Origin of the sequence: Streptomyces sp. CB02261 (assembly GCF_001905665.1) — a bacterium.
Taxonomy (GTDB): domain Bacteria; phylum Actinomycetota; class Actinomycetes; order Streptomycetales; family Streptomycetaceae; genus Streptomyces.
Genome location: NZ_LIVX01000005.1, coordinates 576,496 through 592,920 on the forward strand (window position 1 = coordinate 576,496; position 16,425 = coordinate 592,920).

At 68.9% G+C, this 16,425-nt stretch carries 15 protein-coding genes and 4 pseudogenes; 11 read left to right on the forward strand and 8 right to left on the reverse strand.

The features are described 5' to 3' along the window. Positions 1–475: 475 nt before the first annotated feature. From AMK29_RS36465 to AMK29_RS20165, 3 genes are all read left to right on the forward strand, one after another. Positions 476–631, forward strand: a complete 156-nt coding sequence (locus tag AMK29_RS36465) for a hypothetical protein (RefSeq protein WP_158071339.1) — start codon at positions 476–478, stop codon at positions 629–631. 728 nt (positions 632–1,359) lie between these two features. After that, positions 1,360–1,587 (forward strand): hypothetical protein, encoded by a 228-nt coding sequence (locus AMK29_RS20160; protein WP_241845537.1) that lies wholly within the window; start codon positions 1,360–1,362, stop codon positions 1,585–1,587. A gap of 225 nt (positions 1,588–1,812) precedes the next feature. Beyond that, entirely contained in the window at positions 1,813–2,205 is a 393-nt protein-coding gene (locus AMK29_RS20165; RefSeq protein ID WP_073814670.1) for a hypothetical protein, read from the forward strand. Between the two features lie 62 nt (positions 2,206–2,267). On the opposite strand, the gene AMK29_RS20170 is transcribed toward AMK29_RS20165, so the two are convergent. Then, positions 2,268–2,492: a hypothetical protein gene (locus AMK29_RS20170; protein ID WP_073814672.1), complete on the reverse strand. Its 225-nt coding sequence runs from the start codon at positions 2,490–2,492 to the stop codon at positions 2,268–2,270. A 1,080-nt stretch (positions 2,493–3,572) separates the two neighbouring features. On the opposite strand from AMK29_RS20170, the gene AMK29_RS20180 reads away from it, so the two are divergent. After that, positions 3,573–5,114 (forward strand): M4 family metallopeptidase, encoded by a 1,542-nt coding sequence (locus AMK29_RS20180; RefSeq protein WP_079197008.1) that lies wholly within the window; start codon positions 3,573–3,575, stop codon positions 5,112–5,114. Positions 5,115–5,197: 83 nt separating this feature from the next. Here AMK29_RS20180 and AMK29_RS36470 read toward each other — a convergent pair whose 3' ends face one another. Continuing rightward, on the reverse strand, positions 5,198–5,353 hold the full coding sequence (locus tag AMK29_RS36470; RefSeq protein WP_158071340.1) for a hypothetical protein: 156 nt from the start codon (positions 5,351–5,353) through the stop codon (positions 5,198–5,200). Positions 5,354–5,805: 452 nt separating this feature from the next. Between AMK29_RS36470 and AMK29_RS20185 the strand changes: the two genes are divergently transcribed. The 3 genes from AMK29_RS20185 to AMK29_RS20195 all read left to right on the forward strand — a co-directional run bounded on the left by AMK29_RS20185 (position 5,806) and on the right by AMK29_RS20195 (position 8,476). Continuing rightward, the gene (locus AMK29_RS20185) at positions 5,806–6,255 is read left to right on the forward strand and encodes an ATP-binding protein (RefSeq protein ID WP_198942291.1); all 450 of its coding nucleotides are present in this window, start codon (positions 5,806–5,808) and stop codon (positions 6,253–6,255) included. A 437-nt stretch (positions 6,256–6,692) separates the two neighbouring features. Further along, on the forward strand, positions 6,693–8,111 hold the full coding sequence (locus AMK29_RS20190) for a PP2C family protein-serine/threonine phosphatase (protein WP_241845539.1): 1,419 nt from the start codon (positions 6,693–6,695) through the stop codon (positions 8,109–8,111). After that, positions 8,108–8,476 (forward strand): STAS domain-containing protein, encoded by a 369-nt coding sequence (locus AMK29_RS20195; protein WP_073814678.1) that lies wholly within the window; start codon positions 8,108–8,110, stop codon positions 8,474–8,476. The genes AMK29_RS20190 and AMK29_RS20195 overlap by 4 nt, the downstream gene beginning before the upstream one ends. A gap of 763 nt (positions 8,477–9,239) precedes the next feature. Here the strand turns inward: AMK29_RS20195 and AMK29_RS20200 are convergent. From AMK29_RS20200 to AMK29_RS37265, 3 genes and pseudogenes are all read right to left on the reverse strand, one after another. Next, positions 9,240–10,052: pseudogene (locus tag AMK29_RS20200) on the reverse strand (pectate lyase family protein); the annotation flags it as partial. 376 nt (positions 10,053–10,428) lie between these two features. Further along, the gene (locus tag AMK29_RS20205; protein WP_073814680.1) at positions 10,429–10,896 is read right to left on the reverse strand and encodes a hypothetical protein; all 468 of its coding nucleotides are present in this window, start codon (positions 10,894–10,896) and stop codon (positions 10,429–10,431) included. Further along, positions 10,893–11,239 (reverse strand): annotated as a pseudogene (locus AMK29_RS37265) (transposase); the annotation flags it as partial. The gene AMK29_RS20205 and the pseudogene AMK29_RS37265, both read right to left, overlap by 4 nt. 105 nt (positions 11,240–11,344) lie before the next feature. On the opposite strand from AMK29_RS37265, the gene AMK29_RS37675 reads away from it, so the two are divergent. The 4 genes from AMK29_RS37675 to AMK29_RS36475 all read left to right on the forward strand — a co-directional run bounded on the left by AMK29_RS37675 (position 11,345) and on the right by AMK29_RS36475 (position 13,422). Continuing rightward, positions 11,345–11,473, forward strand: a complete 129-nt coding sequence (locus tag AMK29_RS37675; protein WP_274535643.1) for a hypothetical protein — start codon at positions 11,345–11,347, stop codon at positions 11,471–11,473. 223 nt (positions 11,474–11,696) lie between these two features. Next, a complete protein-coding gene (locus tag AMK29_RS20215) occupies positions 11,697–12,092 on the forward strand; it encodes a MerR family transcriptional regulator (protein ID WP_073814682.1) in 396 nt (131 codons plus the stop codon). A 148-nt stretch (positions 12,093–12,240) separates the two neighbouring features. Next, positions 12,241–13,122 (forward strand): NADP-dependent oxidoreductase, encoded by an 882-nt coding sequence (locus AMK29_RS20220; RefSeq protein WP_073814684.1) that lies wholly within the window; start codon positions 12,241–12,243, stop codon positions 13,120–13,122. Positions 13,123–13,266: 144 nt separating this feature from the next. Then, a complete protein-coding gene (locus AMK29_RS36475) occupies positions 13,267–13,422 on the forward strand; it encodes a hypothetical protein (protein ID WP_158071341.1) in 156 nt (51 codons plus the stop codon). A gap of 305 nt (positions 13,423–13,727) precedes the next feature. Here the strand turns inward: AMK29_RS36475 and AMK29_RS20225 are convergent. The 3 genes and pseudogenes from AMK29_RS20225 to AMK29_RS37965 form a co-directional block, all read right to left on the reverse strand. After that, a pseudogene (locus AMK29_RS20225) lies at positions 13,728–14,364 on the reverse strand (class I SAM-dependent methyltransferase). Positions 14,365–14,905: 541 nt separating this feature from the next. Beyond that, positions 14,906–15,865, reverse strand: coding sequence for an SDR family oxidoreductase (locus AMK29_RS20230; RefSeq protein ID WP_073814686.1), 960 nt, complete (start codon positions 15,863–15,865; stop codon positions 14,906–14,908). Between the two features lie 301 nt (positions 15,866–16,166). After that, a pseudogene (locus AMK29_RS37965) lies at positions 16,167–16,298 on the reverse strand (IS630 family transposase); the annotation flags it as partial. Between the last annotated feature and the right edge of the window lie 127 nt (positions 16,299–16,425).

Genomic DNA, 16,425 nt, shown 5'->3' on the forward strand with positions numbered 1-16,425 from the left:
GTAATTCAGCGGTTTCCCGCGGGTGCGGAGTGCACCGCCCCTTGCCGCGCAAGAGCACCGGGTCGAGCACGGGTTGGCCGAAACGCCGACGTCGGTCACTGCGGCGGTCGGCTGTTAGCCAGCGCCCGCAGCTGGGGCTTGGCCCTGTTCGCCCGGGGTGGACTGCAGGACCAGGCGCAGCGTCATGACCGCGTTGTCGCTCAGCCCCGCTAGGCAGGCTTCCTGGTGGTAGCCGCAGGCCAGAAAGCGGTCAGCGTGGCGTGTGGAGACGAAGAGGTGGTCGAAGCGGAAGCCGTCACCCGTGAGCCCGAACCAGGAGTCGGTTTTCTGACAGAGTCGGGATGTTCGTCCCGTGGCGGTCGACGCCACGGCCCGTGTGTGACCAACAGGGCAGGGGGGACATGGTGACGGAGCAGAACTCGGTACTGACAAATATGGGGACGCCTCGTGGTCGGCCGAGGACGGCACGGCGTACGTGGTCGACCTGGAAGGCATCAGCCACGTGGTCGGCACCTACTCCGGGCTGATCGCCCGCGCCGAGAAGGCGGGCGACGCTGACCGGGCCGCCGTACAGACCGCCGAGCAGGGCGCGTGGGCCGCCCGGCGGGTCCGGAAAGGGCGCAGGCCCTGATTCCGTCTGCCACGGGGCAGCTCCCGAAGGCCTACTCCAAGAGTCCCACCTGCTTGACACCAAGCTGAACAACAGGAACGGATTTCCTTGGCGCGAGTGCGTTCGGTGAATCGGTGGCCCGTTGGCCACGGCGAGGGCGCCGGCGAACCAGCCGGCACGCCAGGTGAGGACGTCGGCCCAGCACGGTCGCCATGCTGCTAGGCCTGGGCTCCAGGTGATCTTCACTCGACCGTTGCTGGCCGGGTCACGTTCGTCGGGGTTGATGACCTGGTGCGCGTTGGTGTTGCCGGTGCCGCCAGCCACACTGGTGCCGCCCCTGCCAGGCTGAAGACGGCCCCCCACCAGGGGATCCGTCGCCGCCGCGCTGGATCAACGAGGAGTCGCAGCCGGAGACCTCCTGGCACAATCCGCCACCACCGTGTCCGCCACCACCGTCGATGGCATACGAGGAAGTGGCGCCTCCACCACCACCGCCCCCGGCGATGACGTATCCGTCGACCGATGTCGCGCCTCCTCCACCGCCGCCGCCACTGCCGGCGTAATAGGAACTGCCGGCATGGGCGTTCGCGCCTTCGCTGCCCTTGCCGGGATTATTGGGGAGCGACTGGCCGGGTGCCGCGCCGTCACCGCCGCCGCCCCGGCTTCCGCTTCCCCTTGTGGTAGTGCTGTACTGCCCGGCGGCACCGGTAGTGGCGGGGCTATCACCCTCCCCGCCCTTCCCTCCGGCGATGACGACCGACGTACGGCGCCGTGCCGACCATCTGCCGAAGAGCAGCGGCCCCTGGGCGCTCGCCGCCGTCGTCCTGCGCGATGCGGAAGGCCGGCTGTCCTCGACGCTGGAGGGCAGCGTGCGCTGCGTCCAGAACCGCGCCCGCCTCGTTCGCACTTTCTACAGACGGCTGGTCCGCCTGGAGGCCGCGCTCGCCCCGGAGAGGGTTGTACCTAGCGGGGGCTGAACCGTGGGCTGGACGGTTGCTTCCAGCTATTTCGTCAGCGTGTCGAGTGCCTTCCTCGCCTCACCCAACAAGACGCTGACCTGGCGCAGAGCATCTTCCTGGGCGCCGGCGGGCTTGCTGACCGTTCCGGCGCAGGAGGCCTGGCCCGGCTCCCGCCTCGGATACCGTGTTGCTCTACGGGGTGCCATAACGGATGTGACGCCCCCCACCGGAGGTAGTCAGCGTATGAGTTCAAAGCGCAGCAAGAATCCAGCCCTGCCCGTACTTGACGACGCATTCCGACTCGAGTCGGTCAAGGACGCCGAAGAGTCCACCCGTGACTCGGTCGCGCGGCTGGCCACCACCGAGCTGCGCCGCGTTTCCCACCCGGGCCGGGTCACCTGGGATCCCACCGATCAGGCCGAGCCCGTTCCGGTCCCGCCGACGGTGGTCGACGGTGACGGGGACCTGTGGCTGCGGGACCGGGGCACTGGCACCTGGACCATGCCCGAGTTCAACCCGAAGGAGTTCCCGGCCCGCTGTGGCGAGGTTCTGACGTGGAGCCAGCTGGCCTGTGAGTTCGGCCCGCTTACCGGACTGGCCGACGACCGCCGCATCGGCGGCGGCCGGCGTCGCTGACCGCGCGGCCTTGGGATGGCCGCGCCCCTGAAGCGACGGTTACGGGTAGCTGGGAGCCCCAGCTACCCGCCGAGCTCGACGATGGCGGCGAGCAGGTGAGCGTGGTGGTGGCGTGCGACAGCATCGAGCAGCGTGGTGCGGGGCCGGGCGCCACCCATGTCCTCGGTGCGGCCGGCGTCGGTGGAGCAGCCGGGTAGCGGTCGGCCTTCAGTTGCCGTGGTGGGCGCGCGGACCAGCTCGCCGATCGACTGCTGCCAGTCGGCCAACTGCCCGAGGAGGTCGCGCACCAGCTCGTCGACGGCGGCGGCCGGGTCGGCGTCGAAGGCCCGCGCTTCGGCGGCGGCCTCGGCGAGGACGTCTTCGTCCTGGTCCCCGAGGCCCTCACGCCACGGAGTGACCGCAGCATCGAAAGCGTACAGGGCGACACGTTCAGTGCGACACCGTCGCGCATCGCGCTCTTACCTGCGGTGATGCATCGGAAGAGGTGCGTGGAATCGGTGTTGCGCCGCGTTGCAGGCCCGCGCCATGTCCGGGCGGGGCCGCCGCCGACAGCACGAGGCCCCGGGCAATGACGCCCGGGGCCTCTCGGTGTACTTCGCTTGACCGTTTTCTTCTCCGACCAGCCTCAGCCGGTGTCACGCCCAGTCCACGCCCAGCGCCGTCATTGGGCCGTCATTGCGGCGAGATGGGCAGCGGCGATCTTCTTGCGTCTTGCACGTGTGTTCGCCATCCATACGCCCAGCTTCACCATCACCGGCTCTGTCTCAGGCCGAGGCCGTCATCAGCCCCATCCGCGTCTCGCGGTCAGGGCCCGGCCGACTCTGCACCCGACCTGGCCACGTAGTCGCAGTCAAGGGCTACTCGGCCCGGACTTTCCGGGCTTGCCTCCGCCGTCGAGGGACCAAGGCCACGATCCCCGAGCGCGTCGACCGGCTCGCAGGATAGAAACGGCGCCGCGAACGGCCCTGCGCCTTCGGCAGCGCCTACCGGCGCCGCAACGTCGTCGAACGCCGCTTCCGCCGCCTCGAGCAATTGCGCGGCATTGCCACCCCCTTACGGCAAGCGTTCCGACCGCTACCTCGCCGCCGTCACCTTGCCAGCACCCTCGACTGGCTCGACACATGATCGACAAGACGCTCCCTAGGGACAGTCAACTGGCCGCATAGCGGACACAGTTCTCTGCTCTTCGGACAACAGATGGTCAAATCCTTGTTGCATACCTGTCAAACGGGCTCTTTCGCTGACACGCTCGCAGCCGCACCACACCCCCCACGATCCCCACGCTTTTCAGCGAAGGAGCCCGCGTGACCCGCCAGCAGTCCTCGCACCGCCGTACCGCCGCCGCCGCCCTGATCGCATCGGCCGCCATGGTCGTCGTCGGAGTCCAGACCGGATCCGCCAGCGCCGATGCCCAGCGTGAGTCCGGCGCGACCGCGCTCGTGCTCTCCGGCCCCCAGCGTGCCGCCGCCGTCCAGGAAGCCCAGAGCGGAGCCGCCGCGACGGCCAGGGCCATCGGCCTCTCCGGCCAGGAGAAGCTCGTCGTCCGGGATGTCGTCAAGGATACCGACGGCACGGTCCACACGCGGTACGAGCGCACCTACGAGGGCCTCCCCGTCCTCGGCGGCGACCTCGTCGTGCACCAGAAGAGGAACGGCAACCGCACCACCACAAAGGCGACCAACGCCCGTATATCCGTGGCCAGCACGGCCGCCTCGGTCACGGCCACGACCGCGGGCAAGTCCGCCGCGGCCTCCTCCGACGCACGGTCCGCCACCCCCGCCTCGTCCCGCAAAGTGATCTGGGCGGCCACCGGCAAACCGACGCTCGCCTGGGAGACGACGGTCACGGGCGTCCAGGCCGACGGCACCCCGAGCGAGCGTCACGTCATCACCGACGCGACCTCGGGCAAGGAGCTGTACTCCTACGAGGCCATCGAGACCGGCACCGGCCACACCCAGTACAGCGGCCAGGTCACGCTCGGCACGGCCCCCTCGTACACCCTCACGGACACCGCACGCGGCGGCCACAAGACGTACGACCTGAACGGTGGCACCAACGGCACCGGTTCCCTCTTCACCAACAGCACGGACACCTGGGGCAACGGCCTCGCGACGAACCGGGAGACCGCCGCCGCGGACGCCCACTACGGCGCGGCGGTCACCTGGGACTTCTACAAGAACGAGCTCGGCCGCAACGGCATCCGCGGTGACGGTGTCGCCGCCTACTCGCGCGTTCACTACGGCAACGCGTACGTCAACGCCTTCTGGTCCGACTCCTGCTTCTGCATGACGTACGGCGACGGAACAGGCAACCTCAAGCCGCTGACCTCCCTCGACGTCGCCGGCCACGAGATGTCCCACGGCCTGACCGCCTCCACCGCCGGCCTGCGCTACAGCAAGGAGTCGGGTGGCCTCAACGAGGCCACCTCCGACATCCTCGGCACCTCGGTCGAGTTCTACGCGGCCAACACCTCAGACGCCGGCGACTACCTCATCGGCGAGAAGATCGACATCCGCGGCAACGGCACCCCGCTCCGCTACATGGACAAGCCGAGCCGCGACGGCAACTCCGCCGACTACTGGTCCAGCAGCGTCGGCCGCCTCGACGTCCACTACTCGTCGGGCCCTGCCAACCACTTCTTCTTCCTGCTGGCCGAGGGCAGCGGCGCCAAGACGATCAACGGCGTCTCCTACAACTCTCCCACCAGCGACGGCTCCACCCTTACGGGCATCGGCCGCGCCAAGGCCTACAAGATCTGGTACAAGGCCCTCTCCACCTACATGACCTCCTCCACCAACTACGCCGGCGCCCGCACGGCCACCCTCTCCGCGGCCACCGACCTCTACGGTGCGGGCAGCGCCGAGTACACCGCGGTCGCCAAGGCCTGGACGGCGATCAACGTCAAGTAGCACCCGGCGGGTCGCCCGGCACGCACGACGCCAGGCGACCCGCCCAGCCTGCTCATCGACCGCCCGCCCGCCCGTCGTCGCCCTCATCGTGAAGGATCTAGAGCAAGCAGGAGCCCGGCGGGGTCGATGTCGAAGGGGAACGGGATACCGAGCCGGGTGGTCGCACCGGCGAGCGCGGTGTTCATCTCGACATACCGGCCGTTGTTCGAGACCCGGCGTTCACCACTGTCTTCGACCACCCCCTCCTGGGCACGGCCCGGGCCCGGTGAACGGGGGCGGACGCCGTCCCCATCCCGCCCCGGTCCGCTCTTCCGCCCGCCAGATGCCCTCACCCGCCCCGGACTGCGCCTCCGTCGCCGTCGTCGGCGCCGGAGACTTACGGACGTTGGGCGCGCCCTGCTCTTGGGCTCAGCCGGCGACGCTCCTTGGGCAGGCATCACGGCAACAAACCCGGAAGTCGCAGGGCAGGGGGGTCGACGGGTCCGGGTCGTATCGAGCCCCCGCGCCTCCCGCCCACCTGGTGAGGCCGACCCCGGTGGGGACTCCCGGATGTTCTCTGGCAGGCACCTCGGATGGGCCGGTAGGGGAGCCGGCGGGGGAGTTTGTGCTGAGGATTCGGGGGTACCCGACGGCCCGGCCGGTGGAGCGACGACGGGGCGGGCGAATGGAACAGTTGGCGGGCGATGAGCGCATGCGGCTGCTGAGGGGGAATGTCTTCTCGGTGTCCGGGGCGTTTGAGGGCAGCGAGGACATCGGCGGCGCCCGTGACCTGGCCCGTGGCTTTCTCACCGATGTGCAGGCCGTGTACGGCCTGCCGGTGTCCGGGCGCGTCATGGGCACCGTGCAGCTCGTGGTGAGCGAGTTGGTGACCAACGCCCGCAAGTACGCACCCGGACCGTGCCTGCTGACCCTGGAGGTCACCGGGGGCGGGCAGGTCGAGGTGAGCGTCTGGGACAGCAATCCGACACCGCCGGCGATCCTGGCACCCGACCCGACCCGCGTCGGCCAGCACGGGCTGGAGATCGTCATGGCCGTCTCCCAGAGCTTCGCGGTGCACCGTGAGCCTGTGGGCAAACGGATCACCACGGCGATCAGGCTGGCCGACGATCCCGGCGGGGACGTCGTCGGCCACCAGCCGTGACAGACCTTCACCCTCATGGTGGGACGTCGGGACCGGCACGGCTTCCCCCGCCGGTCGGCACCGACGAAGCCGGTACGCATGAACGCGAGGGGGCCCGCTCAGCACCTGCGGGCTCCCTCGGGCTGACGCCCATGCTCCTTCGGCGCATACCTGGCCGCACCCGGGCAACTCGCAGTGCGGTGGTCCCCTCCATGAGCGTGACTTCACACCGGGCGGGAGGCGGCGGCGAGTATGGCGAGTGCGGTCGTGGCGCCCCCCTCAAGGCAGCCGAGTACAGACACGCTCCTCGCTCGTCGCCGGATCGGGTGGCGCGGGGTGTTCGGTAGGGTTCTGAGGTGCTGGCTGTCCGGTCGGTGCCTTCCTGGGGGGATGACGAGACGAGGGACATGCCGGAACAAGCGATCCTGCCTGCGATAGCACCGAGCGAGCCTTCGGCCGTGTCGGTCGAAGCAGCGCGGATGGCGGCGGTGCGCCGTTACGACATCCTCGATACACCTCCGGACGGCGCCTACGACCGGGTCGCGGCGCTGGCCGCGCGCCTGTTCGAGGTGCCGGTGGCGACGGTGACGATCGTGGACGAGGACCGGATCTGGTTCAAGGCCACGCACGGGCTGGAAGGCGTCACCGAGATCGGCCGAGATCCGGGCTTGTGCGCCTCGGCGGTCCTGACCGATGACACCACCGTCATCCCCGACACCCTGCTCGACCCGGTCGCCTGTTCCAATCCGCTGGTCGCCGGCCCGATGGGGGTGCGGTTCTACGCCGCCGCTCCGATCATCACCGCCGACGGGTACCGGCTGGGCACGGTCAACATCCTTGACACCCGCCCCCGCGAGATCAGCGAGGCCGACGCCTCCATCCTCGGGGACCTGGCCGCCGTCGTGTGTGACCAGCTGGAGCTGCGGCTGTCGGCGCTGAACGTGGTACGCGCCGAGCAGGAGCGCCGCAAGGTCGAGCAAGAAAGGCGCGAGGCTGAGGAAGAGGCCCGCAAGCGTGCGGAGCGGGACAAGGCGGCCATCGCCGCGTTCGCCTCCACCCTGCAGCGCACCCTGGTGCCTCCCGCACTGCCCGCGGTACCCGGGCTGGAGCTCGCCTGCCACTACAAGACCGCCTCCCCGCAGGAAGTGGGCGGCGACTTCTACGACGTCTTCCCCGTCGGCGGAGGCCGGTGGGCGTTCTTCCTGGGTGATGTGTGTGGCAAGGGCGCCGAAGCAGCCTCGGTCACCTCACTGACCCGCTACACGCTGCGGGCCGCAGCCCTCGTCGACGCGGATCCGACGGCCGCGCTGAATGCCCTGAACACGGCGCTGCTGCTGGACGCGGCGGTCGGCACGCGCTTCTGCACCGCCATCTTCGGCCTGCTCGATCCCGCCCGGGACGGCGGTTTCACAGTCACACTGGCCACCGGCGGCCACCCGCCCGCCTACCACCTCATCCCTGCCGAGGGTGACGGTGTACGGGTGGAGGCGGTCCGCGCCAAGGGAGGCATGCTGGTCGGTGCGTTCGCCGAGGCCGCCTTCGCCTCACGCACCCTGCACCTGGCACCCGGCCAGGGCCTGCTCCTCTATACCGACGGTCTGACCGAGGCCCGCACCGCCGATGGCCACATGCTCGCCGACACGGGCCTGACCGACTTCCTCGCCCGGCGGCCGGCGCCGGTCAGTGCCGGCCGCCTGATCGACGACACCGTCGCGCTCCTGGACACCCTCCCCGACACCGAACGCGACGACGTGGCCCTGCTGGCCCTGTCCGTCCCCACCCCCGATGCCGCTCCCGCGGGCATCACCACCACCGTTCACAGCGCCGCCGCCCCGACCGCCGACGCCTCCGTCGGGCAGGAGAACCGACGCCCATGACCGCCGCATTCCACATCGACGTCCCGCACACCGACGGCACCCTGGCCGTGATCGCACTGTCCGGTGAATTCGACATCACGACCGCGCTCGCCGTCCGGACCCGCGCCCTGGACCTCATCTCGGTCGGCCACCCCGACCTGGTCGCCGACCTCTCAGACGTCACCTTCTGTGACTCCTCAGGACTGGGAGCCCTGGTCGGCATCTGGCGCTGCGCCAAGGACGCCGACGGCTCCCTGACCCTGGCGGCCATCCCCGCCCGGCTGAGCCGTCTGCTCAGCGTCACCGGGATGGACACCTTCCTGCCCGCCTATCCCAGCGCCGAGGCCGCGCTTGCCGCACGCCAAGGCAACCACACCACCGCCTGAGACCTCTCCGCTCGCCGGGGCGGCACCAACAGCTGGCTGGCGCTGCACGCCCCGCCGTTTCCTCCCGCAGGGCACGGGGGCCTGCACAGCGCGCGTCGCGACCAACGTACTGGTCGCGGCGCGCGCTGAATCCGTTCCTACAGGCGCTACACATCGGGGCGCTGCATCCGCTCCGACAGGCGCTACACATCGGACCGCGGCGTACAGCACACCGGACGCTGCCTTTCCCACCGGGTCAGTGAGACTCGTCGTAGGGGTCGCGGCTGCCGGACTGGCCAGCCGCGACTGATCATGTAGTCAGGATCACGATGTACAGCCATGCCTTGTCGGCGCGGAAGTAGTCGGTGTGTCCCTCTTCGGTGCCCATGACCATGGAAGCCGGAAAGCAAGAAGCACGGGATGAACGTGCAGGTCCTGGCCGGTCCGCCGGCTGCTGTGGGCGCTCACTGGCTCTGCCCGGAGCCGTCCACGACGTCCCGGCCGCACGTGAGCACGGGATCATCCGCTTTCGCGGGCGCTGGCGTCATCCGCTGGGCAGACGAGGGGCGCCGACCGGGCGGAGAGCGGCCGGCCGGGCGTCAGTAACGCCAGGGCTGGTCGTTCGGCCGCAGGGCCCAGAGCGTGTCGGAGGAGGGGTTTGAGGTGTCGAGGTGGAGTGCGTTCCAGCTGCCGCTTCCGTACGATCCGCTGAAGCGGTGCTGGGCCTCATCGGCGCGGTGAGGGTGAGTGCGTTCGTGTGTCGTCGGCTTCAGGACTCGCGTCCGTCGAGGGCACCGTCGTGGATCTGGTACTCGCGGCCGAAGTGCTTCGGGTTGGCGCTGTCGAAGTGCGGCGCGTCGGTGAACGTGTTGTGGTCCGCCCACACGTGGGTCGCGCCGCGCAGGGACACCGAGTCGTAGTTTGAGTTCCAGTTGCCGTCGTCACCGTCGGTCGGGTCCGCCTGCGGGAAGCAGTCCTCGGCGGCGGCGAAGGTCAGGTTGCGGACGATGACGTTGTCCACGTTCTGAATCTGGAGCATGGCCCCGGTGAGGCCGGCGTTCGTGCCAGGGACGCCCACAAGTGTCGTGTTGGCGGGCACCTTGAAGACGATGTTCTTACCTTGCTTGGCCTGGGCGGCGGCGCGTGCCGTCTCCTGGGTGCCGGAGGGCAGCTTCGAGCGGCCGTAGGTGGCCGGGTCGTAAGCCTTGAGGTAGGCCGACAGCGAGTAGCCGGTACCGAGGGCGTAGTCCGCGCAGGTCAGCTTCTTGCCGCTGTCATCGGTGTTGGCGTCGATCATGCCGTTGATCTTGATGATGCGGGGCGTGGTGTCGGAGACCGAGCCCAGCGCTTTCACGAGCTGCGCACGGGTGGAGACGGTGAAGGTGTGGGCGGCGTCGGCCTTCGTGCCACCGGTGGTCCCCGTACCGGAGGATGCCCAGCCGTCCTTGGGGGTGAGCGTCTGGTGGTACAGGTCGACGGTCCCGGCATTGGCGTTCATCACGACAACACCAGCGCCGACGCCTGCGGCCACGACAGCCGCGCAGATGACGGCGGCACGACGGGAACGGAGGGACCGGCGATGGGGGCGAGCAGCCACGGGGCTTCCTTACAGGGAGAAGAACGGGGTTACGCCCTGTCAGTGGCCGCCGAACTGCGAATGGTTGCCGCGTGCGGAGCGTTCTTCCTCCGCCTGCCCCGCCACTCAATGTCGCCCGAGTTCGCCTCCACGGCGCCTTACCCGATCCGATCCATCAGCTTCGGCTCACTGGGAAAGCGCTGGGCTACAGCGGATCCGGCAAGTCCACCCGGATCCTCGACAGCTTCGCCTCCGCTGGCGAAGCAGAACTCCGCCGACGACCCGCTGCCCGAGTACGTTACCCGCCTCACCACCGACACCCCGCTCTCCGCCGTATTGATGCCACGCCGATCGGCGCAAACTCGAGCAATAGTCAAGAGTTGTGGGTGAGCTGACTTCAGCTCTCACTGCGGTGGTTGAGGCTGATTCTGGCGGTATTGCGGATCCGTTTAGTGCGGCCGGCTTCGGCGAGGATCTCGATGGCCTCGGTGTTCGTCCCGGCGGCGGTCCTGAGCTGGAGCCAGTTGGATGACGCGAGCAGGTTCTCCGACTGCCAGGGCAGCTTGAGCGTGATGGTGCGGAACAGTGACCACTCCCGCAGGCGCTGAGCCAGGAAGGGGTGGTCGATCGTGGCCTGGGTCATCGCCTGCGCCCACCCCTCGTAGGCGGGACCGAGGTGAAGGCCGGCTGCTCGACGATCCAGGTGCCGCAGCACAGCAGACTGCGCCATTGTCAGGTCTGGATCCGTGAGCACGCGGTTGACCAGGCTAACCTCGCTCGCGTCGGCAACGTGCCCCAGCTTTTCGAGGTAGGCCGCGAAGCGGACGTGCTCGTCTGGCTCCTGCAGGATGTCGTGGACGTTCATGCGACCTGCTCCTCGCGCTTGACCAGGACGACGTTCTCGCATAGCGCACCGGCGCGGACCAGGGACACCAGGTGAGCTCCGGTGATCGTACGCCGTCGCGCCTGAGGCGACTCGACCAGCTTGAAGACCATCGCGAGGGGGCCGCCGGGTTGCCCGCGCCGCGGGTGACCTTGGTCCGCGGCGGAGCTTGACCGCGGAGAAGGGCGACTCGATGGGATTGGTGGCCCTCAAGTGAATCCAGTGTTCGGCGGGGAAAACGTGGAAGGCGAGCACTTCGTCCCCGGTCCTCGGTGATCTTCGCGACGGCCTTCGGGAACTCTGCCCCGTAGGTCTTCGCGAACGCGCGCTCGTCAATCCCGACGGCGACGCTCTCTGCCGCCGCCAGTACGCCCGCGCCGAAGCGGAGGACGAGCGACGCCGTGGCGGTGAGCGGGAGGCACGGTGGCCGGTGTGCAAGCGGTGCAGAAGGAAGTTCACCGACGAGCGCTGGGAGGAGACCACCGCGAGGACGGCCTGGAAGGCCGGGGACCTGTTGGTGTGCGGCGACTGCCACGCCGACGACGTCGCCCGCGAGTAGCCGCCGCCGAAGCAGACCGCCTCCAGGCCATCACGCCACCGGAACCGGGGTCGGACCGCGACCAGGAGGCGGGTGTCGGCGTACTGAGAAAATTGCTCGGGTATGTACAGACGAACGTGCTCAGTCGTGGGGCCGGGACGGCAACCCTGCGGAGGGGTGTCCGTAAGCGTGCGTGACTCCTCGGCGGTCTGAACCTGGCGGCCGTGGACGTAGGCTCTCAAGGATGCGGATAGGCGAGTTGTCACAGCGCACGGGCGTGAGTCCGCGCTCACTGCGGTACTACGAGGACCAGGGACTGCTGACCAGCTCGCGCTCCGACGCGGGGCAGCGTCACTATTCCGATGCCGCGGTCCAGCGCGTGTCGCTCATCCGGCAGCTGTTCGACGCGGGGATGTCCAGCCGGGTGATCGCGACTGTGCTGCCGTGTGTGGACATCCCGGGTGACTTGGACGCCGCCGAGGAGACGTTCACGGCGATGCTGCGGGAGCGCGACCGGATCGACGCCGACATTGCGCACCTGATCGAAACCCGGGATGCACTCGACGTGCTGATCAGGGCCAACAGCAGGCACCGGGCGGAGCTTTCCGCGGCTCCGCAATCGGGGGCGCAGTCGACCTGATGTTGTGACCTGCATCTCAGTCGGTTGCCCCTGACACCAGTGTCAGGGGTGAGGATGGCGACGGCACCCGGAGTCACCGGGTTGGTCATACGAGAGGCGGCTGAAGATGGGTCAGGCATGGGGTTTTCACAGGTATGGCGGGCCCGAGGTGCAGGAGTTCTTCGATCGTCCCGATCCCGTACCCGGTCGCGGTGAGGTGCTGATTCGGGTCGATGCCGCCGGCGTAAATCCCCTGGATCACCTTCTGCGCTCAGGTCTGGTCGACGGGCTCGACGGCGGGCGTCCGTTTCCCCGCGTGCTGGGCATGGAGGCTGCCGGAACCGTTCTTGCCCGGGGCGAGGACGTCGACGGGCTCGAGGTGGGCGACGCCGTCTTCGGCTTCGCACTGACCGGTGGCGGAACCTACGCCGAGACGACGGTGCTGTCCGCGCCGAACACCGCGCGCATCCCGGCGGGTCTGTCCGCGGCCGTTGCGGCCACGCTGCCAGTGGCCGGGACGACCGCGGTGGACGTGCTCGACCAGCTCGGCCTCCCGGCCGGCGCCACAGTCCTGGTCAACGGGGTCGGGGGAGGGGTCGGACTTGCCGTCGCCCGACTGGCGATCGGGCGCGAGCTGCGTGTGATCGGCACCGGAGGTGCAGCCAAACGCGGGCGCGCCGAGGGCATTGGCGTGCGGTTCATCGACTACGCCGCCGAGGACGTCGCCGCCGCGGCACGCGAGCTGGTTCCGGGCGGCTTCGACGGGATCGTCGACCTGGTCGGAGGCACCTCGCTGCGCACGGTCGCTCCGCTGGCCCGGGATCCCCGCAATGTCATAGCTGTGGGTGATACGTCTGTGTCCGATCTCGGTGGGCGTTTCGTCGAGCGTCGCGTCGACCGCGAGAACCTGGAGCGGTCGGCCCAGCTGGCTCTCGACGGAGTCCTCGCACCCGTAATCACGGCGGTCCATCCGCTCTTCGAAGCCCCGGCCGCCCTCGCCGCCGTCGAGAGCGGTCATGCCTCGGGCAAGGTCGTGATCAAGGTGGCATGAGAGTGCCCAGTTGCCTGACGCCGTCGACGTTCCTTTTGGAGCTGACGAGAACCCCTGGTCAGCGCATCATCAACTGAGCACGTTCACCTGTACGGGGTTGAGCACGTTCAGGCGTACGCCGACACCAGGCAACCTCCGCGCCTGATGCTCGCCCCCGTCCACGTGCCCGGCTTCGGCTCGGCCGTCGCCGAACACACGATGCTCGCCACCAGCCCTCAGCTCTCCCCGGAACAGATCGACACCCTGAAGGCCGTCGCCGCCCACGAAGAAGCCGCCGACCGCGTCGCCCAGGTGCGGTGAGGGGTGCGATGAGCCCGCGGAGACTGGTGCGGTGAGTACCGCACCACGCCGTCCCCTGGGGTCCGGCCGTACCGACCTGCCCGAGCCGGGCGCCCACGCCCCGCGGGCGATGACGGCCGCCGAGCGCCGTCGTCTCGCCTCCAGCCCGCGCCGATATGGCGTGCGCGGGCGAGGCCCGGCGCCCAGATGCGCTCTGGGATCAGTGTCGCCGGGCTGCCCCCACCCCTGCTCGCCGTGCACCGGCACCAGGCCAAGGGACGCTAGCCTAATTAGGCGATAACGATCTTCCTCGCCGTCCGCGAGCACTAGGGCCGGTGCCAGACCAGCGTGTAGCGCCAAAACAGTCGTCGGTGCAACCGTGCACCGGGTAGCGCCTGGTAGGTGTCGCGAACAGTGTCTGCGAAGGTCATAGTAGCCGGTCGGGTCGGGGCGGTCATTGAGGCTGGTCGCGGCGCCTTGCGGCCCTTGTTCTTGATCCAAACCATGGCGACGTTTGCCGGAATGGCCACGGCATCGATCAGGTAATCGCTCCGAGACTGCGGGCGATAGACGCCGACGACGACCAGGGTTCCGCCGGGTGCCAGGTGTTGGCGGAAGCAGGTGAGGGCGTCGCTGAACGGTATGTGGTGGACAGTGGCGACACATGTGATGACGTCGTAGGGGCCGGGCGGCACCTCCTTCATTGCGTCTCCGACAGTGAAGGTCACCGGGGCGGCGGGGTCTGTGAGCCCCCGCGCGCGATCGACGATCGTGGGATCGATGTCGATACCGTGCACTGCTCCGGCCCGTGAGACCAGGAGTCTGGCGAGGTCACCGCTGCCTGATCCGACGTCCAGAGCCCTGGCGCAGGATCCACCGGTGGTAGTGGGCGTTGTGGTCCCAGGGGTGGCTGGCATGGAACTGCTCAAGTGCTCGCATAGTGCGGGGCAGCAGTGTTGTCATGGCGTGCGTCCATCAGCCCCTCGGTCGCCTTGTCCCGCCCCTCGTCCTACTGCTCCTACTCGTCACCGGCCTGCTCGTGGCGGTCGTACCTGGCTACCTCGTCTGGCGCCACCCCACTATCAAGGCCCTCTCACGGTGGCCGCCGCCGTCGGCGCCGTGTTCATCACCGTCCTCCTCGGCCGGCACTGGGCGACCTCCGGGACAACGCGGGTACGGAGCGTCCCCGGATAGCCGGGTGTGACCGCACGGCTCAATGCCGACCTGCGCCGCTGACCCACAGCCGGCTGTGCGCCAGCCCCGGGCTGGCCCCGGGCTGCTTGGTCGGACGGCTGGGTGTGGGTTGTGGGATCGGGGCGCGACGACTCCCCGGACCTGTTCGGCGACGCGGACACCATGGACAAGCAGACCGGCACCGATCTGCACGACGGCAAGCACAGCTACACCGTCCGTCCCCTCCTCGCGGCGTTCGGGGTGACGTCATGTGTCGACGACCTTGAACAGCGGAGGGCCCCGGCGGGAAATTGTGCTCAGCACGCCGAGGTCAGCGAAATGAGTCGATGTTCTCGCTCACCCAGTCGTCGTAGGTGCGCAGTGGGCGGCCGATGATGTCCTGCACGGACGGCCGCTGGTCGAGTGTCCACTGAACGAGTTCGGCGAAACGGGCGCCGTACTCTTCAAGTGCGTACAGCGTCACGTCGATCGCACCGTCCGGCCAGCCACGACGTCGCCAGATCGCCCGACTTTCGTCCGCCGCCAGATCGACGGTGTCGATGTCGCGGCCGAGAGCGGTGGCGATGCTCTGTATCCGTGAACGCGTGCTCAGCGGCGGGCCCACAGCCTCGACGACCGTACCGGTGTACTCGTCGCTGATCAGTGCCGCGGCCACGACGGCGGCGAGGTCCTGCTCGTGGATGAAGGGGTAGTGGCCCTGGTTCAGGAAAGCCTCCCGGACCACCCCGTCGGCGCGGACGGTGTCAGGCCAGTCCGATCCTGTCGCCGGGTAGGTGCCCTCGATGACGGCACCCATCACAGCCGACGGCCGGATGTGCGTCCAGGCGATGCCCGAGTGCTCCACCGCCTTCTCGATCGCCAGCCAGAACCAGGTCTCCGGCGGATTCGCCTCTTCGTACTCCGGCCCGTGAGACGACAACAGAACGACTTTACGGGCGGAGGCGTTTCGCGCCAGAGCGAGGGCGTCCTGGATTGTCGACGGATGAGCACCGGCGAGGAATACGGCCTCGACGCCGTCGAAGGCTCGGGCACACTCCAGCGGCCGGGTGATGGACCCTTCCACGACGTGGACCGTGTCAGGCCAGCCACCGCACTGGTCCGACTCGGCCATCACCCGCACATGCCAACCCATGGCGAGCAGTCGTCGGGCCAGCCACCGGCCGACGATCCCGGTCGGGCTGTTGCCTTCATCTCTGCGCGGGCTGACGACGGTCAGTAGGCAGATGCCTTCGGTTACCGGCGTCTTCTCATTCTGCTCGAACCTGTCCACGGCAAGACCTTTCAACGCGTGAGCGGAGATCTTGCACCGGGCCCGGCCCGGGGCACCGGACGGCCTCTCTGGCCGTGCCCCACGGCCGCAGTGCCACGGCTGCGGATCGAGGCCGGGAAGTCTACCAGGATGCACTTGGCGACAATATCGTTGCCGGCCGGCCCAGAGGGCGCCGGACTCGTCGTGACACTGCGTCAGCGGGCTGCTGTTCCGCGTCGACCGCCGGCCAGCCCCGCGCCGATAGACGCAGGGCAGAGACAGCTTTGCCGGAACTATTTGAGGTGTTCGGTTCGGGCTGACGTCATGGTGGGACCCGGATTAGTCCGGCTTCGCAATGAACCCGTCGAGCAGGTCGGGCCGGTACTGCATCCGTTAGGCGCGTGCGGACCAGCCCTGCCAGGTCATCGATGCTGCATGGGGCCAGATTGCCTAACTGATCGTTTCAGAATGAAACGCTTGGCCAGAGATTTGCGCACTGCGATGATGCGGACCCGACTGGGTGGTGGGGGATGGGGACACCAGATGCCGCGATGGCAGCTCTTGCATGGAGACGTCCTGGT